The following is a 26,302-nucleotide window of genomic DNA, read 5'->3' as shown; positions in this document are numbered from 1 at the left end:
GGCCACCACCTCTGTCGGACGGGTTGTTCCTGCTCGTTGGGCCGGTTGACCTCGACCGTCACGGCCGGCACCCTGGACGATCCGGCCGGCCGGCAGGGACTCAGGCCGCCGCGCGGTCGGCCGGCGGGCGGCGTCGGCGGGTGGCGTCGGCGAGCGCCGGGGGCCGCCAGGCGCCGTCCGGCGGGTACAGGTCGGTGCCCGGCGGGACGATCTCGTCGATCCGGTCCAGCGTCGCGTCGTCCAGCGCGACGGTGGTGGCCTTGAGCAGCCCGTCGAGCTGGTCCATGGTGCGCGGCCCGATGATGGTGGAGGTCACCGCCGGATGCGCGGTGGTGAAGGCGAGGGCCAGCTCGGGCAGGGTGAGGCCGACCTCGTCGGCGAGGGCGATCAACTGTTCCACCGCGTCGAGCTTGGCCGCGTTGCCGGGCAGCGCCGGGTCGAAGCGGCCCGGGGTGAGCGCCGGCCGGCCGGTGGTCAGGTCCACCGGGCGGTCCCGCCGGTACCGGCCGGTGAGGAACCCCGAGGCCAGCGGGCTCCACACCAGCACGCCCATCCGGTACCGCTCGCAGACCGGCAGCACCGACGCCTCGATCCCCCGGGCCAGCAGCGAGTACGGCGGCTGCTCGGTGCGGAACCGGCCGAGTCCGCGCCGCTCGGCCACGTGGTGCGCCTCGACGATTTCCGCGGCCGGGAAGGTCGAGCAGCCGAACGCCCGGATCTTGCCGGCCCGGACCAGGTCGGTCAGCGCCGAGAGGGTCTCCTCGACGTCGGTACGCTCGTCCGGCCGGTGCACCTGGTACAGGTCGATCCACTCGGTGTCGAGCCGGCGCAGGCTCTCCTCCACCGCCCGGACGATCCACCGCCGGGAGTTGCCGCCCCGGTTGGGCCCCTCCCCCATCGGGAAGTGCACCTTGGTGGCCAGCACGACGTCGTCCCGGCGCCCGCGCAGGGCCTTGCCGACGATGGTCTCGGACTCGCCCGCCGAGTACATGTCCGCGGTGTCGACAAAGTTCACCCCCTGGTCCAGCGCGGCGTGGATGATCCGGCCGCACTCGTCGTGCTCGGGGTTGCCGACGAAGCCGAACATCATGGTGCCGAGGCAGTACGTACTGACCTCGATGCCGGTGCCGCCCAGCGTGCGGTAGCGCATACGTGTCCCCTCGATCCGGGCCGCGACCGTCGTGCCGCGTCCGTCGGGGCCGACGTTAGGGGTTCCAGCGCGCTCGAAGTCAACGGCGGACGGGCGGAGACCGGCGGCCGATCAACCCGGCTGGTCGACCAGCACGGCGTGCAGGTTCCGTGGCCCGTGCAGCAGCCCCCGGCCGCGGCGGCCGGCGAGCCGGGACAGCCGCGCGGCGCGCTGCGCGGCTGCGTACAGCGCCGGGTGGTCCATGGTGTACGCGGCGGCGGCCAGCGCGGCCCGCTCGGCGCGCGGGTGCGGCGCCTCGGCCCGCAGGTGTACCAGCAGTTCCGGGATGTTGGTCTTCACCGGGCAGGCGTCGTAGCAGGCCTGCGGGAACAGCGTGTCGGCCAGGCACGTCACGAACAGCGCGATCCGCATCCTCACCCACCCGTCCGGGCCCCCGGCGGCCCGTCCGGCGGCCACCACCCGGCACGGTAACCCGCCCGGGCCGCGCCGCCGCCCGCGGCCGCCGACTCAGCCCGGCACGGACAGCAGGTAGTCGTCGGCCTCGTCGCTCCACCGCAGGTCGACCGCGCCGGCGGCGGCGGCGCCCCGGCAGAACTGGAGGAAACCGCGGTAGCCGAGCTTCTTCTCACTGAAGTCCGGCCGGGCCCGCCGCAGCTGGTTCTTCAGGCCGGACAGCGCCGCCGTGCCCCCGGCGCCGGCCAGGTCCTGCACCACCACCGAACGCAGCAGGGCGAAGGCGGCCTCCCGGTCACCGTGCTCGGGCAGGGTGACCTCCGGGTCGCCCTTGGCCGGGCCCTCCCCCAGCTCGACCACGTTGCGCCCGGCGAGGTGGCGCAGCAACTCGCCGAAGGTCCGGAAGCCGTAGTCGGACTCGCTGAACGTCGGATCCTTGCGGCGCAGCGTGCGCTTGAGGGTGGAGGCGGTGACCTCCCCACCGGAGCTGCCCTGCAGGCCGGCCACAGTCTGGGCGACCAGCACGGCGAGGCTGTCGACGTCGCGCGCCGGCTCCTCGGCGGCCGGCGCCTCGGGCTCCCGCTCCAGCTGCTGCGCGCCACGGGCCGGACGGGCGCGCCGTTCCCGGGCGGGCGGGATCTCGACGCCTTCCAGCCGGTCGTAGTAGAGGAACTCGTCGCAGGCCGGCGGCAGCAGCGCCGAGGTGGACTTCTCCACCCCCACGCCGATCACCCGCTTGTTCAGCTCGCGCAGCTTGTGCACCAGCGGGGTGAAGTCGCTGTCGCCGGTGCCGATCACGAAGGTGGAGATGTAGTCCCGCTCGAAGGCCAGCTCGATGGCGTCGACGGCCATCTTGATGTCGGCGGCGTTCTTGCGCGAGGCGCCCATCCGCTGCGGTATCTCGATCAGCTCGACGTGCGAGCGGGTGAGCATCCGCCGGTCCTCGTCGAAGTACGACCAGTCGGCGTACGCGCGGCGGACCACCACCCGCCCCCGCTCGGCGAGGGCGTCGGCGATCGGGCGCAGGTCGAAGGCCGCGCCACCGAGGTGGTCGCGGGCGCCGAGGGCGAGGTTCTCGTAGTCGAGGAAAAGGGCGATGCGGTCCTCTTGATCCACCGGGTCAGCCTACGCCGCAGGCCGGCGCGACCGTCGGCGGCACGGCGGCGGCACGGCGGCGGCACGGCGGCGGCACGGCGGTAAGGAGATCGCAAGATTTCCGGGCGCGGCCGTCGGCCCGGCCGCGACTACCCTGGCGGCACGAGGGAGGTACGCGTGGCGCAACGGGTGCTGGTCGTCGATGACGACCGGACGGTCAGCGATGTGGTCTGCCGCTACCTGGAACACGCCGGCTACCGGGTCGAGCACGTCGGCGACGGGGCCGCCGCGCTGGCCGCGGTGGCGGCGGCGCCCCCGCAGCTGGTGGTGCTGGACGTGATGCTGCCGGTCCTCGACGGCTTGGAGGTGTGCCGCCGGTTGCGGCAGCGGCCGGACGCCGTACCCATCGTGATGTTGACCGCGCGGGGTGACGAGGCCGACCGGATCCTCGGCCTGCAACTGGGCGCGGACGACTACCTCAGCAAGCCGTTCTCGCCGCGGGAACTGGTGCTGCGGGTCCGGTCGGTGCTGCGCCGGGCCGGCGGGGAGCCGGCCCCGGCGGCGCCGGCGGTACTGGCCGACGGCGGCCTGGTGGTGGAGACCGGCGCCCGGGTGGCCCGGCTGCACGGCCGGGAGCTGGCGCTGACCCTGCGCGAGTTCGACCTGCTGGCCTTCCTGCTGCGCCACCCGGGGCGCGCGTTCCACCGGGCGGAACTGCTGGACCGGGTCTGGGGGTGGCGGTTCGGCGACCAGTCCACGGTGACGGTGCACGTGCGACGGCTGCGGGAGAAGGTCGAGGCGGACCCGGCCGACCCGCGGCGGATCGTGACGGTGTGGGGCGTCGGCTACCGGTACGAGCCGACCGGTGGCTGACCTCGCGCTGATCTTCACGGTGGCGCTGGGCGCGGCCTGCTGCGTCGGGGTGCTCGCCGCGGCGGCGTTGCGGCTGCTGCGCGGGCGGTCGATCACCGTGCACATCGCGGTGCTGCTGGCCGCCACCGTGGCCGCGGTCGCCGCCGGGGTGGTGGTGGTCGCCGAGGCGATGTTCCTGTCCGCGCACGACCTGGAGGTCGTGCTGATCACCGTGGCCGCCGCGGCGGTGGTCAGCCTCGGCGTGGGTTGGCTGTTCGGCCGCCGGCTCGCCGCGGCGGCGGTGTGGGCGGCGCAGGCCCGGGAACGGGAACGGCGGATCGAGAAGGGTCGCCGCGACCTGGTCGCCTGGGTGTCGCACGACCTGCGTACGCCGCTGGCCGGGCTGCGTGCGATGGCGGAGGCGCTGGAGGACGGCGTGGTCGCCGACCGGAGGACCGTCGAGGAGTACCACCGGCGGATCCGGGTGGAGACCGACAGGATGACCCGGCTGGTCGACGACCTGTTCGAGCTGTCCCGGATCAACGCGGGCGCGCTGCGGCTGTCGCTGGCGCCGGTGCCGCTGGGCGACGTGGTCTCCGACGCGCTCGCCGGCACCGCGCCGCTGGCCGCGGCCCGCCGGATCCGGCTGGTCGCCGCCGAGTCGGGCTGGCCGACGGTGACCGCCAGCGAGCGGGAACTGGCCCGGGTGGTGGGTAACCTGCTGCTCAACGCCGTCCGCTACACGCCGGACGACGGCACGGTCCGGATCGAGGTGGGCCGCGACGGCGCCGACGCCTGGTTCGCGGTGGTGGACACCTGTGGCGGCATCCCCGACGCCGACCTGCCCCGGCTCTTCGACGTGGCGTTCCGCGGCGAGCCGGCGCGTACCCCAGCGCCCGGCAACGGCGGGGTCGAGGGGTCCGGCGGGCTGGGGCTGGCCATCGTGCGCGGGCTGGTCGAGGCGCACGGCGGGCGGGTGGAGGTGGCCAACGTCGGCGACGGTTGCCGGTTCCTGGTGCGGCTGCCGGTCGCCGCCTGAGCCGCCGTCGGACGACCGCGGGCGGCGGGTCAGTCGCGGGCCAGCTCGGCGAACCAGCGGTGGCCGACCGGGAACACGTCCCGGACGTCGAGGCCGGCGGCCGCCGCCGGCCGGTGCACGCTGCGGGTGTCCAGCCCGGCCCAGCGGAAGTCCGGTCCCCGGCGCGGCCCCGAACGCACGTGCACCACGCCCTGCCAGGCGCCCGCGCCGGGCGGGTCGAGTTCGACCAGGACGGTGCCCCCGGCCCGCAGCAGCGCCCGGCAACGACGCAGCAACGCGATCGGATCGCCGCCGATGCCGATGTTGCCGTCCAGCAGCACGGCGTGCGCCCACCGGCCCGCCGCGGGCAGCGGGTCGTGCAGGTCGGCGCGGATCGCGACCGCGCCGCGGGCCCGGGTCAGCGCGACCGCGCGGGCCGAGATGTCGACGCCGAGCGCGGTCACCCCGGCCCGGGTGAGCGCGCCGGCGAACCGGCCCGGGCCGCAGCCCAGGTCCAGGGTGGGACCGGCACACCGGGCGACCACGGCCGCGACGGCGGCCTCGGCCGGCCCGTGCCACCGCTCCACCGGCAGCCGGTGGCGGTGTCCGTCCGGGCGCACCAGCCAGCACGGGCCGGGCCGGCGGTCGCGCAGTGCGGCGCCGAAGCCCGCGCCGGTCATCGCCGTCCTCCGGTGAGACAGCGGCGGCCGGCCCCGGTGCCGGGGCGTACCGCGGCGACCGCCCGGGCGAACCGGCCGCCCGGCACGGTGCCGGCCACCGCCAGGGCGTCGGCCCAGACATCCACGTCGCGCAGCACCGGCAGCGGCGCCACCCGCAGTCCGCGCCCGCGCAGCGCGGCCCAGGTGAGTTGGCAGGTCCGCGGGGTGGAGGTGGGCACGGTACGCAACGCGGCGGCGTGCCCCGGGTCGCGCAGCCCCAGCCCCCACCAGCCGCCGTCGGCGGCCCGGCCCAGCACCGCGTCGGTGCCGGCGAGGCGGTGCACCGCGGCGGCCAGCCGGGCGGGGGTCAGCTGCGGGGTGTCCATGCCGATCTGGAACACCGGCGTGCCCGGGAACCCGGCCGCCGCGTCGGCGTGCGCGTGGGCCAGCCGCGCGGCCAGATCCGGGCCGCGCTGCGGCAGGACCGACCAGCCGGCCGTGGCGGCGGTCAGGGCGGCCCCGTCGACGGCGTCGTCGAACCGGCCGGCGAGGGCGAGCACCGGGGTCACCCCGGGGGTGGCGCGGACCGCGTCCAGGGTGTCGCGCAGCGCGGCGGCGGCGATCCGGGCCGCCCCCTCGGGGCTGGCGGGCGGGCAGAGGCGCGTCTTCACCCGCCCGGGCACGGGCGCCTTGGCGAGCACCAGCAGCACGGTCACCGGGGGCCGTCCACGGTGCGCAGCACGGCGGCGAAGTCGCGGGTGGCGCGCAGGGTGCCGCGTACCGAGCCGGAGACCTTGGACCGGGTGCCCGCGGCGCGGGGGGCGTAGCGGACGTCGGTCTCGTGGATCCGCCAGCCCGCCGCGGCGGCGCGGATGAGCAGCTCGAGGGGGTAGCCGAAGGCGCGGTCGGTGACGCCGAGGGCGAGCAGCGCCTCGCGGCGGGCGACCCGGATCGGGCTGAGGTCGCGCAGGGGCACGCCGCGGTGCCGCAACAGCGCGGCGACCAGCGCCGTACCGGCCCGGGCGTGCCAGGGCCAGGCGCCGGGGCGTACCGGCCGGCGGCGGCCGACGGACAGGTCGGCGGCGCCCCCGGCGACCGGGGCGACCAGGGCGGGCAACTGCCGGGGGTCGAACGAGCCGTCGGCGTCGAGGACACAGACCAGTTCGGCGTCGGCCGCCTCGATCCCGGTGTGCACGGCGGCGCCGTACCCCCGGCGGGGCTCGCGCACCACCCGGGCGCCGTACCGGGCGGCCACCTCGGGTGAGCCGTCGCGGGACCCGTTGTCCACCACGATCGCCCGATAGCCGGGCGGCAGCGCGGTCAGCACGCCGGGCAGGGCGGCGGCCTCGTCCAGGCACGGCAGCACCACGTCGATTCGGGTCGGCATGTGCCCGACGCTAGGGCGCGGCGGGGCCGGCGGGGCGGCGTTCGGCCTTACGGAACGCTTACCGGCCCGGGATTTCTTACCGACCGGTGACGGTCCGGTGATTCCGCTGACGAGGGGGCCGGTCGGGCCGTACCGTCCGGCTGTCATGAGACCCGGCGTCGTCCTGCCCCGCTCCCCCGCCGCCGCGGCCCGGCCGCGACGCGACCGGGGCGATCTCGTCGTGCTGGGCGTCGAGGCGGCGCTGCTGGCCGCCGCCGTGGTGGTCGGGGCGGTGCTGAACCACCGCGGGGTGGGCCTGCACGCCGACGCCGCGCCGCTGTACGCCACCTGGTGGCCGCACCTGGGCTGGGGCACCCCGGCCGCGATCGTGGTGGCGCTGCTGGTGCTCGGGCCGGGCCTGCGTTGGGCCGGCACCGCCCGCTGGGGTGCGCTGCTGGGCGCCGGCTGGCTGGCCGCGGTGGCCTGGACCCTCGCGCTGGCCCTGGTCGACGGCTGGTCGCGGGGCCTGACCCGGCGGCTCACCGCCCAGGCGGAGTACCTGCACGAGGTGCCGGGCGTGGTCGACGTCCGGGCCACCCTGGCCGGGTTCACCGACCGGATCCTCGACTTCCGACCCGACTCGTGGTCGACGCACACCGCCGGGCATCCGCCGGGCGCGCTGCTGATCTTCGTCGGGCTGGACCGGGTCGGCCTGGGCGGAGCCACCGCCGCCGCGCTGGCCTGCGTACTGATCGGGGCGACGGTCACCGTGTCCGTGCCGGTGGCGTTGCGGGCGCTGGGTGCCGCTGCCGCCGCCCGGGCGGTGCTGCCGTTCCTGGTGCTGCTGCCCGGCGCGGTGTGGGTGGGCGCCTCCGGGGACGGGATCTTCGCCGCCGTGGTCGCCGCCGGGCTGGCCCTGCTGGCGGTACGCGGCCCGTGGGTGGCGCTGGCCGGCGGCCTGCTGCTCGGCTTCGCCCTCTACCTGTCGTACGGGTTCGTGCTGGTCGCGCCGCTGGCGCTGGCGGTGCTGGCGCTGCGCCCGGCCCGCCGGCCGGCGGCGCTGCTGGCCGCCACCGCGGCGGTGGCGGCCGTGGTGGCCGCGTTCACCCTCGCCGGGTTCCACTGGTGGGCCGGGTACGACCGGGTGGTGGTCCGCTACTACCAGGGCTGGGCGGCCGACCGCCCGTACGGCTACTGGGTGTGGGCGAACCTGGCGGCGCTGCTGCTCGCCGCCGGGCCGGTGGCGGGGCCGGCGCTGCGCCGGGCGGTGGCGGCGGGGCGCGCGCGGTGGCGGGCGGCCGGCCGGCCGGCTTCCGGCGGGGCCGCCGACCGGGCGCGGCGGTGGCCCGCGGCCGGGCGGGTGGGTGCGCTCGGGCCGACGGTGCTGCTGCCCGCGGCGGCGGCGCTGGCGGTGGTGGCCGCGGACCTGTCCGGGATGAGCAAGGCCGAGGTGGAGCGGATCTGGCTGCCGTTCGTGGTCTGGCTGCTGGTCGCCGCCGCGCACCTGCCCGGGCCGGCCCGGCGGTGGTGGCTGCTCGGCCAGGCGCTCACCGCCCTCGCGGTCAACCACCTGCTGCTCACCGTCTCCTGACCCGCCGCCGGTGCGGCGACGGCCGGCCGTGGGTGCCCCGGCCCGGCGACCGGGGTTCAGCCGGCGACGGTGGCGGGATCGCGCAGCGGGTCGGTGGCGAACCGGGTCACCCCGTCGAGGAAGCCCACCCGGGCCCGGTAGCCGAGCAGGTGGTGCGCGCGGCGCGGGTCGGCGGTGACGTGCCGGACGTCCGCCGCCCGGGCGCCGCCGACCACCTCCGGCGCGGGACCGCCCATCGCCCGGGCCAGCGCCTCGGCCAGCTCGCCGACGGTGTGCGGCTCGCCGGAGCAGACGTTCACCGGCACCAGGCCGGCCGGGGCCGGTGCGGTCAGCGCCAGCAGGTTCGCCCGGGCCACGTCGGTGACGTGGACGAAGTCGCGGCGCTGCCGGCCGTCCTCGTAGACCCGGGGTGGCCGCCCGTCGGCCAGGGCCGAACGGAAGATCGAGGCGACCCCGGCGTACGGCGTGTCCCGGGGCATCCGCGGGCCGTAGACGTTGTGGTAGCGCAGCGCCCACACCCCGCCGCCGGTCTGCCGGGCCCACGCGGCGGCCAGGTGCTCCTGGGCCAGCTTGCTGGCCGCGTACGTGCTGCGCGGCTCCAGCGGGGCGTCCTCGGGCACCCGGGCCGGGGTGAGCGGGCCAGCGCAGTCGGGGCAGGTCGGGTCGTACCGCCCGGCGGCCAGGTCGGCGGGACGGCGGGACGCGGGCCGCACCACCCCGTGCCGGGCGCAGCGGTAGCGGCCCTCGCCGTAGACCACCATCGAACTGGCCAGCACCAGCCGGGTCACCTCGGCGCGGTGCATCGCGGCGAGCAGCACCGCCGTGCCGTAGTCGTTGTGGCTGGCGTAGTCGGGGGCGTCCGACGGGTCGAGCCCGTGCCCCACCATGGCCGCCTGGTGACAGACCACGTCCACCCCGGGCAGCAGCCGATCCAGCTGGTCGGGGTCGCGGACGTCGCCGACGACCGGGCGGTGCCGGCGCGCCCAGTCGGGCGGGGCGCCGCCGTGTGCCTGGGGCAGCAGGGCGTCGAGGCCGACCACCTCGTGTCCCCCGTCGACCAGCAGGTCGACGACGTGCGATCCGATGAAGCCGGCCGCGCCGGTGACCAGTACCCGCATGCCGGTCACGGTAGGCCGCCCGGCCGGGCGGCGGGCCGGTTCGCCGGTGGCCGTCAGCACTCGGTAATGCTTCGGTAATGCCGCATCCGGGCCCGGGCGGCCGGGCCGGCGGCTACCGTCCGGGCAGGAGGACCGGTCCGGTCCCCGCCGTACCGGCCGACCAGGAGGATCGTGTGTCCGCGCAGCCGCCCACCGACGACCCGGGGCCGCCGGGGACCGGCCGCACCGGCGCCGAGCCGGGATACGCCGTCCCGGCCGGGCTGTGGCGGGGCCTGGACCGGCGCCGCCCGCCGGGCGTGGACACGGTCGACGGCGCCTGGCGCAGCCCGGTCCGGGGCCCGTGGCTGACCTCGGTGCTCGGCGCCGTGCTGCTGGTGACGCTGCCCCTGGTGGTGGTCACCGGGCTGCTCGACTGGGTAGCCTACGGCCCACGGTTCGGGCAGGCCCTCCCGCGGGACGTGGGCTGGCTGCACCCGCCGGTGTTCGACTGGCCCACCCGGCCGGCGTGGCTGTTCCGGCTCACCCAGGGGCTGCACGTGACGCTGGGCATCGTGCTGGTGCCGGTGGTGCTGGTCAAGCTCTGGTCGGTGGTGCCGAAGCTGTTCGCCTGGCCGCCGGCCCGCTCGGCCGCGCACCTGCTGGAGCGGCTGTCGCTGGTGCTGCTGGTGGGCGGGATCCTCTTCCAGACCGCCACCGGGTTGCTCAACGTGCAGTACGCGTACCTGTTCGGCTTCGACTTCTACACCGCCCACTGGTACGGCGCCTGGGTCTTCACCCTCGCGCTGGTCACCCACGTCGCGATCAAGCTGCCCCGGCTGGTGACCGCGCTGCGCGGGCCGGGCTTCGCCGGTACGCCGGTGGGCCGGACCCGTCCGGAGCCGCCCGACCCGGACGGCCTGGTCGCCCGGCGGCCCGGGCCGGCGACGATGAGCCGGCGGGGGGTGCTCGCGCTGACCGGGGGCGGGGCGCTGCTGCTGGTGGCGTTGACCGTCGGGCAGAACTTCGACGCGCTGCGCCGCACCGCGCTGCTGCTGCCCCGGGGTCGCCGCTCGGGCGCGGGGCCGACCGGCTTCCCGGTCAACCGCACCGCCGCCGCGGCCGGCGTCACCCCGGCTCAGACCGGATCCGGCTGGCGGTTGACCGTGCGCGGCGCCGGCCGGACGGTCGACCTGGACCGGGGCGCGCTGCTGGCGATGGCGCAGCACACCGCGCGGTTGCCGATCGCCTGTGTGGAGGGCTGGTCGACCACGCAGACCTGGACCGGGGTGCGGTTGCGGGACCTGGCCGCCGTGGTCGGCGCGGCCGACCCGGGGACGGCCCGGGTCCGCTCGCTGGAACGGTCGGGCCTGTTCCGCCAGGCGGTGCTGCACGCCGGGCAGGTCACCGACGACGACGCGCTGCTCGCCCTGCGGGTCAACGGCGTGGACCTCTCCCTCGACCACGGCTGGCCGGCCCGGGTCATCGTGCCGGCGCTGCCCGGGGTGCACTGCACCAAGTGGGTCCGCGAGATCAGCTTCGGGGCCGACGATGGCGGTTGACTTCCGGCGCGGCTACGGCGCCGCGCCGGGGCACCTGCTGCTCCTGCTCGGCCTGTTCGCGGTGACCGGCTGGATCGCGCTGCGGCTGGCCGGCGAGCCGGCGGCCGGGCGGATGCTGGCCTGGTTCCTCGGCGCGGTGGTCGCCCACGACCTGGTGCTCTTTCCGCTCTACGCGGCGGCGGACCGGGCGCTGCGGGCCACCGTCGGCGACCAGTCGGTCCGCAACCACCTGCGGGTGCCCGCCCTCGGCGCCGGCCTGCTCTTCCTGGTCTACCTGCCCGGCGTGCTCGGCCTCGGCGACGGCACGTACCTCGCGGCGGCGGGCCTGGCGCCCCGGCCGCTGGTCGGCGAGTGGCTGGCGGTCAGCGCCGGCCTGTTCGCGGTCAGCGCCGTGGGGTACGCGCTGCGCCGGGCAGCGGGCCGCCGGCGCCGCTGACCCCGGCGGACCGCCCGGGACGATCCCCGGGCGGCCCGGCGGCTCAGTGGATCGCGACCGGGGTGCGAGGCTCCTCCCCCTGCTCCCCGTCGAGCAGGTGCGACGGTTCCCGCCGGCGGGGCAGGAACGCGGCCGGGATGAAGGTAAGCAGCACCAGCACGAAGGCGACCCAGAAGGTCGTCGCGAAGGCGTCGGCGGCGAAGTCCAGGCCGCGCTCGACGAGCGCCGGTGGCACCGGGATCTGCTGGAGCAGTTCCGGCCGCTGCTGGCTGGCGATGGCGAGCCCGGCCTCGGTGACCGGCTTGCCGCTCGGGTCCGTCACCCCGGGGATCGGGCGGGAACCGTTGAGCTCGTTGGTGAGGATCACCGACATCACCGCGGCGCCCACCGAGCCGCCGATCTGCTGGAGGATGTTGACCAGCGTGGAACCGCGCGCCACGTCCTGCGCCTGCAGGGTCTTCAGCGCCGAGGTCATGATCGGCATCATGGTGCCGCCCATGCCCAGGCCCATCACGAACAGCGACCCGCGGAGCAGCCAGTACGAGGTGTCTGGGTCGACCTGGGTGAAGGTGAAGAACCCGGCGGCGATCAGCACCAGGGCGAACGGCACCGTCCGGCCGACCGGCACCCGGTCGGCCAGCGCCCCGGCGATCGGCATGGTGACCATCGCGCCGATGCCCTGCGGCGCCATCAGCAGGCCGGCGGAGAGCGCCGTCTCGCCGCGGATCTGCAGGAAGTAGCTGGGGAAGAGCAGCCCCGCGCCCATGAACGCGATGATGAAGACGAACATCGAGACCGAGGCGATGGTGAGGTTGCGGTTGGCGAACAGTCGCAGGTCGAGCAGTGGGTGCCGCGGCTTGAACGAGTAGCGCACGAAGCCCACCAGCAGCGCCGCGCCGGCCAGCATCGGCAGCCACACCGCCGGGTCGGCCATCGTGCCGGCCTCGGGCAGCGAGGAGACGCCGTAGAGGAAGAGGGCCAGGCCCGGCGAGAGCATCAGCATGCCGAGGAAGTCGAACGACTCCGACGGCTCAGGCCGGTCCTTCGGCAGGGCCCACTGGGCGTAGAGCAGCGAGACGACGCCGATCGGCAGGTTGATCAGGAAGATCCAGTGCCAGCTGGCGGTGTCGATCAGCCAGCCGCCGAGGATCGGACCGCCGATCGGGCCGAGCAGCATCGGGATGCCGAGCACCGCCATCAGCCGGCCGATCCGGTGCGGGCCGGCGGCCTTGGTCATGATCGTCATGCCCAGCGGCATGAGCATGCCGCCGCCGAGGCCCTGCAGGACCCGGTAGCCGATCAGCTCACCGATGCTGTCCGCGGTGGCGCAGAGGCCGGATCCGATGGTGAACAGCGCCAGCGCGACCATGTAGAGCCGCTTGGTGCCGAAGCGGTCCGCGGCCCACCCGCTGAGCGGGATCACCGTGGCCAGGGCAAGGGTGTAGCCGGTCATCGTCCAGGCGACGCGGGCGTACGAGGCGTCGAACTCGTTCTGGAACGTCGGCAGCGCCACGCTGACCACCGTCACGTCCAGGATCGACATGATCGCGCCGAGGACGACCACTCCCGCCACCTTGAGCACCGCGGCATCGAGTTTGTCCGATGTCGCGACGGGTTGCTGGGTCACAACTTCTCCTGAGGTCGAATGGGAACGAGCGGCGGCGGCACGAGCGGGTCGAGCGGATGCCCGACTGCGACGCCCGCAGGGCAGATTAGCGAGCGGCCCCGACAGTTGGCGTCCGGTTTAGCGCAGCGCGGGTGTGAGGGCGGTTACTTCCGCCGGCCCGTCGACGGCGGGCGGTCCGGCGGTGGCGGCGGCCGGTCACGATGGAAGGGTGATTCGCTTTCTGCTGAACCTCCTCTGGCTGATCTTCGGTGGCGGGCTCGTGCTCGCCGTCGGCTACGGTCTGGCCGCGCTGATCTGCTTCGTTCTGGTGGTCACCATCCCGTTCGGGGTGGCCTCGCTGCGGCTGGCCGGCTACGCTCTGTGGCCATTCGGCCGCACGCTGGTGCCCAAGCCCGGCGCCGGGGTGCCCTCCGGCCTCGCCAACGTCCTCTGGGTGCTGCTGGCCGGCTGGTGGTTGGCCCTGTCGCACATCCTCGCCGGGGTCGCGCTCTGCGTGACGATCATCGGGATCCCGTTCGGCGTCGCCAACTTCAAGCTCGTCCCGGCCGCGCTCTGGCCACTCGGCCAGGAGGTGGTGGCCCGGTCGTGACGCCCGGCCCGATCTGTCACACGACTGTCACCGTTCCGGGGAAGGACCGCCACGCCACTGCGGCAGCGTGAGGGGTGACCGCCGCACCGGCGCCCCGGCAGTCCCCCGTTCTGCCCGGGCCTGTTCCGCGCGGCCACACCGCGCCGCGGGTGCCCCCTTCACGGGCACCCGCGGTCGCTCGGGCAGGGAGAGAGCATGAGCGCCGTCCAGCTGATCAGCGCCGTCGTCGTCGGGCTCGTCGTGGGGGCGATCGGCCGGCTGGTCGTGCCCGGCCGCGAGCGGGTGCCGGTGTGGGTGGCGTTGACGGTCGGCGTCGCCGCGGCCGTGGCCGGCACGATCGCGGTCCGGGTGGCGGGTGGACGCAGCGACGGGATCGGCTTCCTGGAACTGCTCGCCCAGATCGGGGTCGCCGGCGCCGTGGTGGTGCTCGTGGCGGCCACCGCCGGCCGGCGCGGCTCGGACGCCTGACCGGCTGCCGACTTCACGAGGAGGATGTCGCCGTGGTCATGTCCTGGCCGTTCCCCGACGACCACATGTGGTCCTGGCGGGCCCCGGGCCCGACCGGATCCGACCGGGACGAGCGGATCGCCGCCGCGGTCGCCCGGCGGCTGGCCGGCGACGCCGCGGTCCGTGGGCGGGGGATCACGGTGACCGCCCAGAACGCGGTGGTGATCCTCACCGGTGTCGTGGCGGACGCGGACACCCGCCGGCTCGCCAGCAGCCTCGCCTGGCAGGTCGACGGCGTGGCCGACGTGTGCAACTCGCTGCGACCACCGCGACCGCGCCGGCTGCGTTGACCGCTCGCGCGTCCGGGTCGGGACGCCCGGGCGGGTGGCCGCCGCGACAGGACCGGTGGCCGGCCGTACGCTGAGGGGATCATGGCAAATCGCCGCACTCACAACCTTCGTGCCGTTCTCGCCGGGTCCGCCTTCCGCCGGCTGCTGGGCGTTCGGCTGGGTGGGCAGTTCACCGACGGGGTGTTCCAGGCCGCGCTGGCCGGCAGCGTGCTGTTCAATCCGGACCGGCAGGCCACCCCGACCGCGATCGCCCTGGCCGCGGCGGTGCTGGTGCTGCCGTACTCGCTGGTGGGGCCGTTCGCCGGGGTCCTGCTGGACCGGTGGAGCCGCCGCTCGGTGATCTGGTGGACGAACCTGGCGCGGGCGGTGCTGGCGCTGCCGATCGCCGCCCTGGTGCTGGTCGGCGACGAGGGTGGGCTGTTCCTCACGGGCACGCTGGTGGTGATCGGGCTGGGCCGGTTGCTGCTGTCGGGCCTGTCGGCGGCCACCCCGCACGTGGTGGCCGCCGACCGGCTGGTGACCGCGAACGCGGTGGCCGGCACCGCCGGGTCGGTGGCGTACTCGCTGGGCATGGGGGTCGCGCTGGCGCTGCTCGGCCGGGTCTTCCCCGCCGGTGACCACGGGTACGGGGCCCTGGCGTTGCTGGCCCCGGTCGGGTACGTGGCGTGCGCCGTGCTGGCCCGCGCCTTCTTCGCCCGGGACCAGTTGGGACCGGACGAGGTGGTGCCGCACCGGCCGGGGGTGTCCGGCGAGACGGCGGCGGTGCTGCGCGGCATGGTGGACGGGATTCGCCACCTGGGGGCGGCCCGCGGCGCGGCGTACGCGATGGGGGCGCAGGCCGGGTTCCGGGTGCTGTTCGGCGCGCTGGCCCTGGCGCTGCTGCTGCTCTACCGCAGCGTCTTCGGCGCGGACAACCTGACCGGCGTCTCCACCCAGCTGGGGCTGGTCTTCGCCGCCGGGGCGCTGGGCGTGCTGGTCGCCGCGACGGCGACCCCGTGGGCGTCCCGGCGGGTCGGTGGGTGGCGGTGGGTGGCCGGCCTGCTGGCGGCGGTCGCGGTCGCGGTGCCGGTGTTCGGGCTGCCGTTCTCGCCGCCGCTGCTGGTGCTGCTGGTGCTCGTGGTCAACGTCGCCGGTCACGGCGTGAAGATCGTGGTGGACACGATGGTGCAGCACGAGTGCGCGGACGTGTTCCGCGGCCGGGTGTTCGCGGTCAACGACACCGTGTTCAACCTGGCGTACGTGGTCGGCATGGTGGGCGCGTCGCGGTTCCTGCCGGTGGACGGGCGCTCGGCGGGGCTGCTGTTCGCCGCCGCCGTCGGCTACGCCCTGCTCGCCGGCGGGTACGCGATGGCCGCCGGCCGGTGGGCCCGCCGGGTCGGCGACGACATCGCCGACCCGGGCCGGGCGGTGGCGCTCACCGGCCGCTGACCGCGGCGCGCCGGATCAGCGCGGGACGGCGTACGCCAGCGGCAGCGGGTGCGGCTGGCCGTCCCAGCCGCCGGTCAGCCGGGCGCCCGGCAGGGCCGGGTCGGCGCCGAGGCGGCGCAGCACGCTCAGCTCCCCGAGGTCGGTGCCGATGCGGGCCGGGTCGCCGTCCTCGACCCGGGTCACCGAGGTCACGTCGGTGGTGCTGGTGGTGGCCTCGCCGGCGATCACCATGCTGGGCGCGCGGCGTTCCCGCCGGCCGTCGACCTCGAACCACTCCTCGGCCTGGCCGGTGCCGGTCAGGATCGCCCGGGCCAGGGCGGCGGCGTAGACCGGGTCGCCGCAGCCGTCGTACACCCAGCGTCGGCCCAGCACCGAGTGCTCGCAGGTGCCGATCAGCCACCGGTCGGCGCCGTCGAGGGGGGCACCGCGGTAGGTCAGCGGCACCTGGTGGACCGGGCCGTCGCCGGCCCGGACCAGCAGCGTCTCGATCCCCACCTCGCCGGCCGGGTCGTCGAACCGGTACGCCGCCACCCGTTCGACGCCCGCCCCCGCCTCGCCCTGGAACCACGGACGGCCGGGCAGCCACGTGGTGAGCAGTTCGAGCTTGGTGGGGCGCAGTTCCGCGCGGTGCAACAGGGCCATACCGCGAATCGTAGATCCACCGCCCGCACGCCGGTTCCCCCCGACCCGCCCCGACCGGTACGCGAATCTTGGCAAGTTGTCGTTCGCAGCGAGCGGTAGGTTGCCAGGTTCGCCGAGCCGCACCCGGCGACGGCGACGACCGCTACTCCTCGGTGGTCGGCCCCAGCAGCCGGAGTTCCTCGATGTCGAGGGCGGCCTGGACGTCGCGCAGCACGGCGTCGTCGATGGCCCTGGTGTCGCGCAGCCGGGTCACCTCGCGCCGCTTGTGGTCGAGGACGGCGAGGCGGAGCTGGCGGCCGATCTCGCGCTCCTCCGCGGTGCCGCCCCCCTGGTCGTCGGCGCGTACGTCGGCGAGGGTCTCCTCGTAGTCGGCGCGGAGGCGGTCGACGGTGTCCGACGGCGCGCCGAGTTCGGCGGCGAGCTGGGGCAGGGCGGCCAGCCCGGCCTGGGTGGCGCGGATCCGGGCCGAGCGCAGCTCCTCGTCCCGGGCCCGGTCGCCGGTCAGCCTCGCCCAGGTGACCAGGGCCGGCAGGGTGGTGCCCTGGATGAGCATGGTCAGCACGATGACCGTCACGGTGACGAAGATGATCAGATCCCGCTCGTGCACCGGGGTGCCCGCCGTGGTGGTCGCCGGCACCGCGAGGGCGGCGGCCAGCGAGACCGCGCCGCGGAACCCGGCCCAGCCCATCGCGGTGCGGACCCGGGCGTTGAACCGGCGCTCCCGCCGGGACTCGCGCCGGTCGACGCCCTGGAGGGCGGCGATGGCCAGGTGCACCCAACCCATCCGGACGACCACCACCACCGCCGCCACCGCGGCGGCGATGCCCAGTGACTCCATCGGCGAGTGGCTGGTGATGGCGCGCAGCGACCGGGGCACCTGCGTACCGAGCAGGACGAACAGGCCACCGTTGATCATGAAGGTGGAGACGTCCCAGACCGCGAGGGTGGTGACCCGGGTGCGGGCCCGGATGAGCCAGGGCGCGGCGTACGACAGCAGCAGGCCGGCGACCACCACGGCGAGGACGCCGCTGGCGTGCACGCTCTCCGCGAGCAGGAAGGCGGCGAACGGGGTGAGCAGGCTCAGCCCGGTCTCGCGCAGCGGGTCGTCGAGTCGGCGGCGGATCACCACGACCACGCCGGCCACCAGCAGGCCGGCGACGATCCCGCCGCCGGCCGAGCCCAGGAACCGGCCGGCCAAGCCGGCGGGGCCTGGGAAGTGGCCACCGGCGATCACCGCGACGGCGACGGCGAAGAGTGCCAGGGCCGTGCCGTCGTTGATCAGGCTCTCGGCGCGCAGGGTGGTGAGGATGTTGCGGGGCATCCGCTTGGCCAGGCCCGCCACGGCGGCGGCGTCGGTCGGGGCGAGGACCGCGCCGAGCACCCAGGCCGCCGCCGGGTCCACCCCGAGCAACCGGGCGGCGTACGCCACGGCGACCATGGTCAGCACCACCAGCGCCACCGCGAGCAACGCGATCACCAGGAAGTTCGCCCGGATCTCGCGCAGGCTGACGACCAGGCTCTCCCGGTAGAGGATGGCCGGCAGGAACAGCAGCAGGACCACCTGGGGTTCGAGCACGACGTGGTCGAACGGCGGCACCAGTCCGATCAGGGCGCCCAGGGTGATCAGCAGGACCGGCGGCGCGACGCTGTACCGGCCGCCGAGCGTGGTGCCGATCAGCACCGTCACGCCGAGCACCACGATCAGCTCGAGGCCGCCCACGCCGTTCCCTCCCGTCCGCAGCCGGGCGTCCCGTCACCCGCATCCACATGGTCGTACCGGCCCGGGCCGAGCGGTGGGCGAAACGACCGAATTGCCCGCGCGGCAGCGCGCCGGGCGTCGCCGGTCCGGCACGTGAGGCCGGTCATACCGCAGGTGACCTGCGGCGTCGGCCCGGGGCGGATGGTGAAACATTCTCCGTCCAGGTGGTTTCGGCGCCGTGTCGTCTGGAAACAGGGGGCCCGCAGGAAAAGGGGGGACCAGACGTGTCCAGTGCCAACTTGGAGCAGCACCACCTCGGCGACGATCGTCCCGCCGAGGTGACCGACCCGCTGCTGTGGAAGCTCGCCCTCGAGGTCGCCGACGCCCACGCGCCGGACGACGAGGGCGGATGCCGCAACCTCGGCTGCGCCGGCCAGGCCTGGCCGTGCGCCGCGTGGAACAACGCGCAGCACGCGCTGCAGGTGGCGCAGGCCCCGGCGGACCGCGCCCCGTCCGCCGGGCGAGCCGTCCAGCGCGAGGCCGTCCGACCGGAGACCGCCCAGTCCGAGGCCGACCAGTCCGAGACCGTTCAGCACGCCGCCGACCGGTCCGGCGGGCCGGCCGACCCGATCGTCGCGTGGTCGGCGGACCTGACCACGCAGGCCGGCGACCAGCGCCGACTGGCCGTCGGCTCGGCCGCCTAGGGCCAGGCCGCCGGGCCGCGCCGCAGCCCGGCGCGGCGTGCGGTAGTCGACGCACCGGCCGGGAGCGGCTCGCCGCGTCCGGCCGGTACGTGCCGCCGCCCCAGGGCGGGGATACGGTCCGTGGGATGAACACGACGGCCGTCATGCGACCTGCGAGCGCCTCCGCGCTGGACTACTACCTGCTGCGCTCCGACGGGGCGCACGGCCAGCCGGCGGGGCTGCTGGTCGAGGAGTTCGTCCTGACCGACGACCTGCGCGCCGACCGGCTGCGCGGCGCCGGTTGGACGCCGGCCGACGGCGGCTGGTGGAGTTCGGCCGGCTTCGCCCGCGCGATCCGCGCGGATCCGCGGGTACGCGCCCGGCTGACCGCCACCGACCGGGCCACCGCCCGGGAGACCTACCGTCGCCTCGGTGGCGGCACGCTGCCCGACGAACCCGCCCTGCGGGGCCGGTTCCACGACGACCTGCCGCTCGCCGCGGCGGCGCCGCCGTTGTCGCTGAACGGCGGCCCGCCCGTGCACCGGGTGCTGTTCGCCGGTGACCTGGACGACCGGCAGGCCGCCCGGCTGGGCGGGCTGCTGCGGATGAACCGGGCCGCCGGGCCGGACGGCGCGGATCCCGGGGTGGTCAGCACCGGCCGGCTGCGGGTCAACGACAGCACCTTCGGCTGGCAGCTCAGGCGGGTCGCCGGCGGGCTCGCCTGGTGCATCGACGTGACGTCCGAGCCGGGCGACCAGGAGGCGCTGCGCTGGCTGCTCCGCCAGCTCGTGGGCGTGGCGCGCGGCCACGGCCTCGTCCCCGCCACCATCGACCGGCTCTCCTGACCGGTCCGGGGGGTCGCAACGGCGGCCACTCGTCGCACCGGGCGCGCCGGTCACCGCTCGCCACCCCCCGCTGACCGCGTGCCGGCTGTGGACAGGTTGCCTCATTCGATCGACACGGGACGATCGGAAGGCCCCGTCGATCACCGACGGCCACCACCGCAGTCAGGAGGAACCTGCCATGAGGAGATCAACGGCCCTGGCCGTCGCCGTCGCGGTCGGACTCGCGCTGGCCGGCGTCGGCGCGCCGGCCACCGCCGCCCCGACCACCGGCGTCACCGCCGCGCCCGTCCGCGCCTCCGACGGGGCGTACGTGAGCCGGGAGACGGTGGTCGCCCCGCGGCAGGTCGACCTGACCATCGAGTCGCCGGCGCTCGGCCGGGCCGCCAACGTACGCCTGCTGACGCCGGACGGGTGGGAGCAGCGCCGGCCCGGTGACCGGTGGCCGGTGCTGTACCTGCTGCACGGCTGCTGCGACTCGTACGTCAGCTGGACCCGGTCCACCGACGTGGCCAGCATCCCCGAGCTGCGCAAGGTGCTGGTCGTCATGCCGGAGGCCGGCGCCGCCGGCTGGTACAGCAACTGGTGGAACGGCGGCGCCGGTGCCACCCCGGCCTGGGAGACGTTCCACCTGGGCGAGGTCCGCCAGATCACCGAGCGGGGCTACGGGGCCGGCCCGAGGCGGGCGGTGGCCGGCCTGTCGATGGGCGGCTTCGGCGCGATGTCGTACGCGGCCCGCAACCCGGGCATGTTCCGGGCCGCGGCGTCGTTCAGTGGCGTGGTGCACCCGCTGCGCGACGCCTCGTTCTGGCTGCCGTTCTTCGGCTTCTCCGGTCAGGACCCGGACGACCTGTGGGGCGACCCGGTGGCGCAGCGGGACATCTGGGCCGCGCACGACCCGGTCGCCCTGGCGAAGCGGCTGCGGCACACCGCGCTCTTCGTGGCCACCGGTGACGGCACGGCCGGCGGCCCGTTCGACGCGCCGGACCGGACCGACGCGCTGGAGGCGCTCATTCACGCTGAGAACGTCGTGTTCGTCGACCGGCTGCGCGAGCTGGGGATCCGGGTCACCACCGACCTCTACGGACCCGGCACGCACAGCTGGCCGTACTGGCAGCGGGAACTGCACCGGGCGCTACCGATGCTGCTCGACGCGCTCGGCACCGGGCGCGGCGTGGCCAGCCAGGCGGCGCGGTGACACCGGCCAGACGGTGACGGCCCGCACGGCCCGCCACGGGTGGGCCGTGCGGGCCGCGGCGCGACGGCCGAAACTCGGGGCGCGGCGTCATGGCCGACGGGCGTCGCCGTACGTCGCCGCCAGCCGCTCAAGCCGGCGGACCTCGGCCAGCAGCTCGGTCCCGTCCGCCGAGGTGGCCGGCGTCGGCTCGTCCACCGCTCCGTTCCGCAGCACGGTGAGCAGCCGGATCACCTCGTTCGAATCGGCGCCGGCGGCCGGCGGCGGCCGGCGGCGCAGCGCGAGCTGACCGTCGCGGATCTCGATCACCCTGCGGTAGAGAAGGAAGCGCAGGTCCCGCACCGTCAGCCAGTTGCGCAGCCGGGTGGTACGGGGATCGAGAGCGATCGTCGGTGCCAGCCGGTAGCAGGCGAGCCAGAGCGGGTACAGGCGCTGGTACGAGCGGTACCGCTCGCTCCATCGCCGCAGGTTGCCCGCTGTCGCCCGGCCGACCGGGATCGCCGCGCACAGGGTCAGCAGCCCGATGCTGAGCAGGTACATGGGGGTGGCGGTGTCCACCTCGCGGCCCGGCACCGGGACGTCGAAGTCGTGTCCGACCAGGTAGCCGGCCTTGAAGAGGACGTAGGCCAGGCCCGTCCACACGCCACACTCACCGAGGCGCATCGTCAGGCGCAGAACCGCGTCGGACACCAGTGGCAGACATCGCCGCAGCTCGCGCAGCATTCGGGCCAGGGTGTACCCGAGGTAGCCCAGGTAGAGGTAGACGTAAGGGGACGAGTAGACGGTGGCCGTGTGCCGCGGGTCGCCGCGGGACGAGGCCGGATCGGGCGGCGCGAGCGCGAAGAGGACCACGATCACGGCGAGCAGTAGCACCAGCCGGGCCCACTCCGCCCGCGCCCGGGCGGCCACCGTGGCACCGGGATGCCAGAGATGCAGCAGGTAGACCCGGCCCGCGCCGCAGGCCACCATGACCGCGCAGTTGCTCGCCACCCGCCCGACGTTGGGGGCGCCGACGATGGTGTCGACCGCCGCGGCCCCGAACTGGATGGTGATGCCGGCCGCCAGCGCGGCGATCGCCACCGACAGGGCCCGCCCGGCCAGGTCGTCCGGCCTGCGTCGGCTGTACCAGATCCGGTACCCGACCACGCCCCAACCCAGGACGAGCAGGACGAGTTGACTGCGGACGGCGTCCGACGAGCTCATCGGTGCGGCGGGCTCTCGTAGGCCAGCGTACGGCGGATGCGACGGCCGAGGTCACTGTCGACGGCGGGAGACGGCCGGCGGATCAGGTCGAAGCGGCTGTGGATGAGGGAGGCGGTGAGCTCCGCCTCCTGCTCCTGCAGGGTCGAGTAGTTGGTCCGCCCGCGCACGCCGCGCAGGACCGTCGGGTCCAGTTCCCGGAACAGCGTGGGGTCGGCGTCGGCGACGCCGTCGTGGCCGCACAGCAGGTGACCGAGTTCGTGCAGCACGATGTGCTCCTGGTGCAGATCGGAGGTGTCCCGCTCGTACACCAGGTAGTCCGCCGATCCGGTGGCGATCCACAGTCCACACAGGTCGGGATCCGGAAAGGCCATGGGGAGCAGTTCGATGGGGCGTTCGCGGAGCCGGGCGATGCCGGCGCAGAGTTCCCGTACGTCGGTGACGGCGGGCAGGTGCAGCTCTCTCAGGAGTTGCTCGCAGCGGCGACGCGTCCTTCTCAGCTGTCGTCGCGCCTCAGCCACCGGCGGCTCCGTCACCCGTGGGCGGCAGCCCCTCCAGTTGGCGGACCCGGTCGATGACGTCCCGGATGGTCTCGAGGCTCTCCGCCGAAAGGCCGTTGGCGCGCAGCGCGACGGTGCGTACCCCGACGTCACGCATCGCCGTCGCGACCGCCAACTCGGCGTCCACTCGCCTGGCCGCCTCGTCGTCGACGAAGTACGCGGTCGGCACGCCGAAGAACGCCGCCAGCGCGTTGAGGTGGCGGACCGTCGGGTTGTCCCGTTGGCCGGTGCGGAGATACCACAGGTAGGAGGCGGAGACGGTCACCCCCTGCCGCTGGAGGATCGCACTGGCGACCTCCTCGTTGCTGTACTCCCGGCGGTCCGGCCGCCGCACGGTGGCGAAGAGTTGATTCAGGCGATCGGCCAGGTTGCCTGGTTTGCCTGCCACGACGCTCCCCGTTCCGGCACCAGCCCGGCGTCACCGCCGGCTGTCGGTCGCCCGATCATCGCCTTGACAACGATCAGCCTGGCGAGTGTACCTTGGCTCGACTCACATGAATAAATGGTCTTCTTTCTTCACGTGAGTCAAACAGAGCGGCGCGGCCGACCACACGGGGGAGATCGAATGGAGTTCAGGCTTTTAGGCACAGTGGAGATCCGGGTAGCTGGTGATTCGCTGCCCATCGGTGGGGCGAAACCGCGCACGCTGCTGGCGGCGCTCCTGGTTCAGCATGGCCGGGTCATCCCGGCCGAACGCTTGCTGGAGGTGATCTGGGGCAGCAGCCCGCCCGAGCGGGCGAGAGCCATCCTGCAGACGTACGTGTCCAGCGTGCGCCAACTGATCCGGATCGGCCCGGACGGCGCCAGCCTCACCACCCGCGCACCCGGCTACGTCCTCGACATTCCCGCCGACCGACTGGACCGGGACATCTTCGAACGGCTCGTCGGCGAGGGCCGACAGGCAGCCGGCGAGGGACGGCACGAGGAGGCCGCGGAGATCCTGCGCGGGGCGCTGGCCCAGTGGCGCGGCCCCGCCCTCGGCGGAGTGCGCAGCGACGTCCTGGCCGGCGAGGCCGCACGGCTGGACGAAATGCGACTCGCCGCGGTGGAGGAGCGGATCGCCGCCGAACTGGCCCTCGGCCGGTTGGCGGAGGCGGCCGCGGAACTGGCCGATCTCGTACGCCGACATCCCTTCCGGGAACGGATGCGCGGACAGCTGATGGTCGCCCTGTACGGGCTCGGGCGGCAGTCGGAGGCCCTGCTGGTCTACCGGGAGGCGCGCACCAGCCTGGTCGAGGAGTTGGGCGTGGAGCCCGGTCCCGAGTTGCAGGCGGTACACCGGCAGATCCTCAGCGGAGCTCTGCGCGCCGTCACGCCGTCCCGCCCACCCGGCAGGTCGACACCGGCCGTCGACCACGCGCCGGCCGGATCGACGCACACCGGCGGCGGTCCCGCTCAACTTCCCGCGGATCCCGCGGACTTCACCGGCCGCAGCAGAGAGGTGGCAGCGCTCACCGCGGCACTGTCACCGGTGCCACCGGCCGGGTCGGTGCCGGTGCAGCTGATCCTCGGTCCCGGCGGCGTCGGTAAATCGGTGCTCGCCGCCCACGTGGCGCACCAGGTGGCCACGGAGTATCCGGACGGCCAGCTCTACGCCGACCTTCGCGGCACCGCCGACCAACCGGCCGCGGCCCACGAGATCCTCGGCCGCTTCCTGCGCGCCCTCGACCAGGCATCGACCGTCAGGCTCCCCAGCTCCGGCGTGGAACGTGCCGAGCGGTACCGGACGCTGCTGGCGGGGCGACGGGTCCTCGTCGTGCTCGACAACGCCCGCGACGAGCGTCAGATCCGGCCACTGCTGCCCGGTTCCGCGACCTGTGGCGTGCTCGTCACGTCCCGCCGGCGGCTGGCCGGCCTCGCCGGTTCCCGCACCGTCGAACTGGAGGTCATGCCCCCGCAGCAGGCCGAGACGCTGCTGTCCGCCGTCATCGGATCCGACCGGGCCACCGCCGAGCCGGATGCCGTCCACCGGGTCGTCCAGTTCTGCGGCGGTCTCCCCCTCGCCGTACGGGTGGCCGGCGCCCGCCTGGCCAACCGCCGCTCGTGGCCGGTGCACCTGCTCGCCGACCGCCTCGCCGACGAACGTCACCGCCTCGACGAGCTCAGCGCCGGGGACCAGGACGTCCGGATGTGCATCGCGACGAGCTACCAGCAGCTCGACCCGAGCGCACGGGTCGCCCTACGGGTCTGCGGGATGCTGGGCATGAACGACTTCCCCTCGTGGATTCTCGCCGCCGCGCTCGACCTGCCGCCGACCGAGGCCGAGCGGGTGCTCGAACGACTGGTCGACGTCCACCTCGTGGACGCTGTCGCGGTCGATCAGCTCGGTCAGGTCCGCTACGGCCTGCACGATCTGGTGCGGCTCTACGCCTGGGAACAGGCCCGCGTCGAGGATCCGGACAGGGTGATCCACGGCCGGGTGCTCCGCGTCGTGGCGGCCTGGCACCAGATCGCCCGGTCGATCCGCACCGGCCTGACCGCACCCGGGACCGGTACGAGACCGCCGAGTTGGGTGCTGCCAGCGGATGGTCCCGCCATGGACCGGATCAGGGTCGACCCGGTGGCCTGGCTCATGGCGGAGCGACAGACGTGGGCAGCGACCGCCACGCTCGCCACCGCCTTCGGCTTGGAGATGCCGCCCCGGGAACTGATCCTGCGACCGGTCATCGCGGGCCGGTCGGCCGCCCCGGGCGGAACGGTTCCGCCGCCCCCGCCGGCGGACGCGGTGCCGTCGGTGGCGGCGCAGACCGCGCCACCGCGTCGACCCGCGACGGGCCGACCCGGCGCCGATCAGGGGCACCCACTGGACTCGCTGGCCTCCGCGATCGCCTGACGGCGGGGCGGGGTTCTGGAGCCCGGCGGGCCGCCCCGCACGCCGACCAGCCCGGGCGAACGCCACGACGGGCGCTTGAGCCGCTCTGGACGTTCGCTGAACCTCCGCTGCACCGCCATGCCGAATCCTGTCGACGCCGCAGCCCGACGGAGCGCCGGATCGCTGTGATCCGACGCCTGTCGGCCGCGGCCGACAGGAGGAAGCGTGCGAGGAACATCAGCCATCATCAGACGTGTCGGCGTCGTCGCGGCGCTGGCATCAGCCGTACTGTTGGGCAGCGCCCAGGCCGGCACCGCCGCGCCGGCCCCCGAGCCGGAGGCGGCGCCGGCCGTGTCGCTGCTGCTCGCCTACCAGACGGCTCCCTGCGACCCCAACGGCACCACCGGTGCGGATGCCGCGATCGCGGACACGCTCAACGAGACCCTGCAGTCCGACATGCGCGGCTACATGAACGCCTATCGCACCTCGTGTGCCCGCATGGTGGTCCAGGCGGTCAAGGCGCGCGGTCTGGCCTCCCGGGCCGCGGTCATCGCCATCGCGACGGTCATCGTCGAGACCCACCTGCAGAACATCAGTGAAGAGGTCGACCACGACAGCCTGGGCCTGTTCCAGCAGCGGGCCTCGTGGGGCAGCCGCGAGCAGCGGCTCAACCCCACCTGGGCCACCAACGCCTTTCTGGACAAGATGGTGCGGCTGTACCCCAACGACACGTGGAAGGACGCGCCCGTCGGCGAGGTGTGCCAGGCGGTGCAGGTGTCCGCGTACCCGGACCGCTACCAGAAGCAGGCCGCCGACGCCCAGACCATCGTGAACGCGCTGTGGTCCGGTTCGCTGGTCGGTTCGCCGGATGATGTGTCGCGGGATGGTGTGGTGGTGGGGTTGGATGGTCGGATTTCGTTGTATGTGGTGCGGTCGGGTGGTGATGTGTGGG

Annotated in this window: 26 protein-coding genes and 1 pseudogene; 14 read left to right on the top strand and 13 right to left on the bottom strand. The window is 75.0% G+C overall.

Annotation, left to right across the window (positions count from 1 at the left end; genetic code table 11):
• Positions 1-100 precede the first annotated feature (100 nt).
• From AB0H57_RS15695 to AB0H57_RS15685, 3 genes are all read right to left on the bottom strand, one after another.
• The gene (locus AB0H57_RS15695; RefSeq protein ID WP_357506830.1) at positions 101-1,150 is read right to left on the bottom strand and encodes an aldo/keto reductase; all 1,050 of its coding nucleotides are present in this window, start codon (positions 1,148-1,150) and stop codon (positions 101-103) included.
• 111 nt (positions 1,151-1,261) lie between these two features.
• A complete protein-coding gene (locus AB0H57_RS15690; protein ID WP_357506828.1) occupies positions 1,262-1,606 on the bottom strand; it encodes a hypothetical protein in 345 nt (114 codons plus the stop codon).
• Positions 1,607-1,657: 51 nt separating this feature from the next.
• Positions 1,658-2,719 carry an NYN domain-containing protein gene (locus tag AB0H57_RS15685; RefSeq protein WP_357506826.1) on the bottom strand — a complete coding sequence of 354 codons (1,062 nt, stop codon included), beginning with the start codon at positions 2,717-2,719 and terminating at the stop codon, positions 1,658-1,660.
• Positions 2,720-2,875: 156 nt separating this feature from the next.
• Between AB0H57_RS15685 and AB0H57_RS15680 the strand changes: the two genes are divergently transcribed.
• Together AB0H57_RS15680 and AB0H57_RS15675 are read left to right on the top strand one after the other, a co-directional pair.
• A complete protein-coding gene (locus tag AB0H57_RS15680) occupies positions 2,876-3,571 on the top strand; it encodes a response regulator transcription factor (RefSeq protein ID WP_357506824.1) in 696 nt (231 codons plus the stop codon).
• Positions 3,564-4,589 (top strand): ATP-binding protein, encoded by a 1,026-nt coding sequence (locus AB0H57_RS15675; RefSeq protein ID WP_357506822.1) that lies wholly within the window; start codon positions 3,564-3,566, stop codon positions 4,587-4,589. The genes AB0H57_RS15680 and AB0H57_RS15675 overlap by 8 nt, the downstream gene beginning before the upstream one ends.
• Before the next feature lie 29 nt (positions 4,590-4,618).
• Here AB0H57_RS15675 and AB0H57_RS15670 read toward each other — a convergent pair whose 3' ends face one another.
• The 3 genes from AB0H57_RS15670 to AB0H57_RS15660 are packed head-to-tail and all read right to left on the bottom strand — an operon-like array spanning position 4,619 to position 6,614.
• Positions 4,619-5,248 carry a methyltransferase domain-containing protein gene (locus tag AB0H57_RS15670; protein WP_357506819.1) on the bottom strand — a complete coding sequence of 210 codons (630 nt, stop codon included), beginning with the start codon at positions 5,246-5,248 and terminating at the stop codon, positions 4,619-4,621.
• The gene (locus AB0H57_RS15665; protein ID WP_357506817.1) at positions 5,245-5,943 is read right to left on the bottom strand and encodes a DUF2064 domain-containing protein; all 699 of its coding nucleotides are present in this window, start codon (positions 5,941-5,943) and stop codon (positions 5,245-5,247) included. The genes AB0H57_RS15670 and AB0H57_RS15665 overlap by 4 nt, the downstream gene beginning before the upstream one ends.
• Positions 5,940-6,614, bottom strand: coding sequence for a glycosyltransferase family 2 protein (locus AB0H57_RS15660; protein ID WP_357506815.1), 675 nt, complete (start codon positions 6,612-6,614; stop codon positions 5,940-5,942). The genes AB0H57_RS15665 and AB0H57_RS15660 overlap by 4 nt, the downstream gene beginning before the upstream one ends.
• A gap of 145 nt (positions 6,615-6,759) precedes the next feature.
• Here AB0H57_RS15660 and AB0H57_RS15655 point away from each other — a divergent pair, with 145 nt between their 5' ends.
• Positions 6,760-8,184: a hypothetical protein gene (locus AB0H57_RS15655; RefSeq protein ID WP_357506813.1), complete on the top strand. Its 1,425-nt coding sequence runs from the start codon at positions 6,760-6,762 to the stop codon at positions 8,182-8,184.
• A 56-nt stretch (positions 8,185-8,240) separates the two neighbouring features.
• Here the strand turns inward: AB0H57_RS15655 and AB0H57_RS15650 are convergent, their stop codons facing one another.
• Positions 8,241-9,302, bottom strand: coding sequence for an NAD-dependent epimerase/dehydratase family protein (locus tag AB0H57_RS15650; RefSeq protein WP_357506812.1), 1,062 nt, complete (start codon positions 9,300-9,302; stop codon positions 8,241-8,243).
• 260 nt (positions 9,303-9,562) lie between these two features.
• On the opposite strand from AB0H57_RS15650, the gene AB0H57_RS15645 reads away from it, so the two are divergent.
• Positions 9,563-10,840: a molybdopterin-dependent oxidoreductase gene (locus AB0H57_RS15645; RefSeq protein WP_357506962.1), complete on the top strand. Its 1,278-nt coding sequence runs from the start codon at positions 9,563-9,565 to the stop codon at positions 10,838-10,840.
• Positions 10,830-11,276, top strand: coding sequence for a hypothetical protein (locus AB0H57_RS15640; protein WP_357506810.1), 447 nt, complete (start codon positions 10,830-10,832; stop codon positions 11,274-11,276). Before AB0H57_RS15645 ends, AB0H57_RS15640 begins: the two co-directional genes overlap by 11 nt.
• 43 nt (positions 11,277-11,319) lie before the next feature.
• Here AB0H57_RS15640 and AB0H57_RS15635 read toward each other — a convergent pair whose 3' ends face one another.
• Complete coding sequence (locus tag AB0H57_RS15635; protein WP_357506808.1) at positions 11,320-12,903, bottom strand: DHA2 family efflux MFS transporter permease subunit; 1,584 nt, start codon at positions 12,901-12,903, stop codon at positions 11,320-11,322.
• Positions 12,904-13,111: 208 nt separating this feature from the next.
• Between AB0H57_RS15635 and AB0H57_RS15630 the strand changes: the two genes are divergently transcribed.
• The 4 genes from AB0H57_RS15630 (at position 13,112) to AB0H57_RS15615 (ending at position 15,717) form a co-directional block, all read left to right on the top strand.
• Entirely contained in the window at positions 13,112-13,492 is a 381-nt protein-coding gene (locus tag AB0H57_RS15630) for a YccF domain-containing protein (RefSeq protein ID WP_357506806.1), read from the top strand.
• Positions 13,493-13,687: 195 nt separating this feature from the next.
• Entirely contained in the window at positions 13,688-13,960 is a 273-nt protein-coding gene (locus AB0H57_RS15625; protein WP_357506804.1) for a GlsB/YeaQ/YmgE family stress response membrane protein, read from the top strand.
• A 38-nt stretch (positions 13,961-13,998) separates the two neighbouring features.
• Entirely contained in the window at positions 13,999-14,289 is a 291-nt protein-coding gene (locus tag AB0H57_RS15620; RefSeq protein ID WP_357506960.1) for a BON domain-containing protein, read from the top strand.
• Between the two features lie 81 nt (positions 14,290-14,370).
• Positions 14,371-15,717 carry an MFS transporter gene (locus AB0H57_RS15615; protein ID WP_357506802.1) on the top strand — a complete coding sequence of 449 codons (1,347 nt, stop codon included), beginning with the start codon at positions 14,371-14,373 and terminating at the stop codon, positions 15,715-15,717.
• A gap of 15 nt (positions 15,718-15,732) precedes the next feature.
• On the opposite strand, the gene AB0H57_RS15610 is transcribed toward AB0H57_RS15615, so the two are convergent.
• Positions 15,733-16,359 (bottom strand): hypothetical protein, encoded by a 627-nt coding sequence (locus AB0H57_RS15610; RefSeq protein ID WP_357506800.1) that lies wholly within the window; start codon positions 16,357-16,359, stop codon positions 15,733-15,735.
• 142 nt (positions 16,360-16,501) lie between these two features.
• A complete protein-coding gene (locus tag AB0H57_RS15605; RefSeq protein ID WP_357506798.1) occupies positions 16,502-18,079 on the bottom strand; it encodes a Na+/H+ antiporter in 1,578 nt (525 codons plus the stop codon).
• Between the two features lie 263 nt (positions 18,080-18,342).
• Between AB0H57_RS15605 and AB0H57_RS15600 the strand changes: the two genes are divergently transcribed.
• From AB0H57_RS15600 to AB0H57_RS15590, 3 genes are all read left to right on the top strand, one after another.
• Positions 18,343-18,762, top strand: coding sequence for a hypothetical protein (locus AB0H57_RS15600; protein ID WP_357506796.1), 420 nt, complete (start codon positions 18,343-18,345; stop codon positions 18,760-18,762).
• A 125-nt stretch (positions 18,763-18,887) separates the two neighbouring features.
• A complete protein-coding gene (locus tag AB0H57_RS15595) occupies positions 18,888-19,586 on the top strand; it encodes a hypothetical protein (RefSeq protein ID WP_357506794.1) in 699 nt (232 codons plus the stop codon).
• A 178-nt stretch (positions 19,587-19,764) separates the two neighbouring features.
• The gene (locus tag AB0H57_RS15590) at positions 19,765-20,781 is read left to right on the top strand and encodes an alpha/beta hydrolase family protein (RefSeq protein WP_357506792.1); all 1,017 of its coding nucleotides are present in this window, start codon (positions 19,765-19,767) and stop codon (positions 20,779-20,781) included.
• A gap of 87 nt (positions 20,782-20,868) precedes the next feature.
• On the opposite strand, the gene AB0H57_RS15585 is transcribed toward AB0H57_RS15590, so the two are convergent.
• The 3 genes from AB0H57_RS15585 to AB0H57_RS15575 are packed head-to-tail and all read right to left on the bottom strand — an operon-like array spanning position 20,869 to position 22,926.
• Entirely contained in the window at positions 20,869-21,981 is a 1,113-nt protein-coding gene (locus AB0H57_RS15585; protein ID WP_357506790.1) for an MAB_1171c family putative transporter, read from the bottom strand.
• Entirely contained in the window at positions 21,978-22,499 is a 522-nt protein-coding gene (locus tag AB0H57_RS15580; RefSeq protein WP_357506788.1) for a hypothetical protein, read from the bottom strand. The genes AB0H57_RS15585 and AB0H57_RS15580 overlap by 4 nt, the downstream gene beginning before the upstream one ends.
• A complete protein-coding gene (locus tag AB0H57_RS15575) occupies positions 22,492-22,926 on the bottom strand; it encodes an XRE family transcriptional regulator (protein ID WP_357506786.1) in 435 nt (144 codons plus the stop codon). The genes AB0H57_RS15580 and AB0H57_RS15575 overlap by 8 nt, the downstream gene beginning before the upstream one ends.
• A gap of 177 nt (positions 22,927-23,103) precedes the next feature.
• On the opposite strand from AB0H57_RS15575, the gene AB0H57_RS15570 reads away from it, so the two are divergent.
• Complete coding sequence (locus AB0H57_RS15570; RefSeq protein WP_357506784.1) at positions 23,104-25,371, top strand: BTAD domain-containing putative transcriptional regulator; 2,268 nt, start codon at positions 23,104-23,106, stop codon at positions 25,369-25,371.
• A gap of 204 nt (positions 25,372-25,575) precedes the next feature.
• Positions 25,576-26,302: pseudogene (locus AB0H57_RS15565) on the top strand (hypothetical protein); the annotation flags it as partial.

The sequence above is a fragment of the Micromonospora sp. NPDC050686 genome (assembly GCF_040654475.1).
Taxonomy (GTDB): domain Bacteria; phylum Actinomycetota; class Actinomycetes; order Mycobacteriales; family Micromonosporaceae; genus Micromonospora.
Note: the sequence above shows the minus strand (reverse complement) of the source record. Positions and strands in the feature narration are given on the sequence as shown.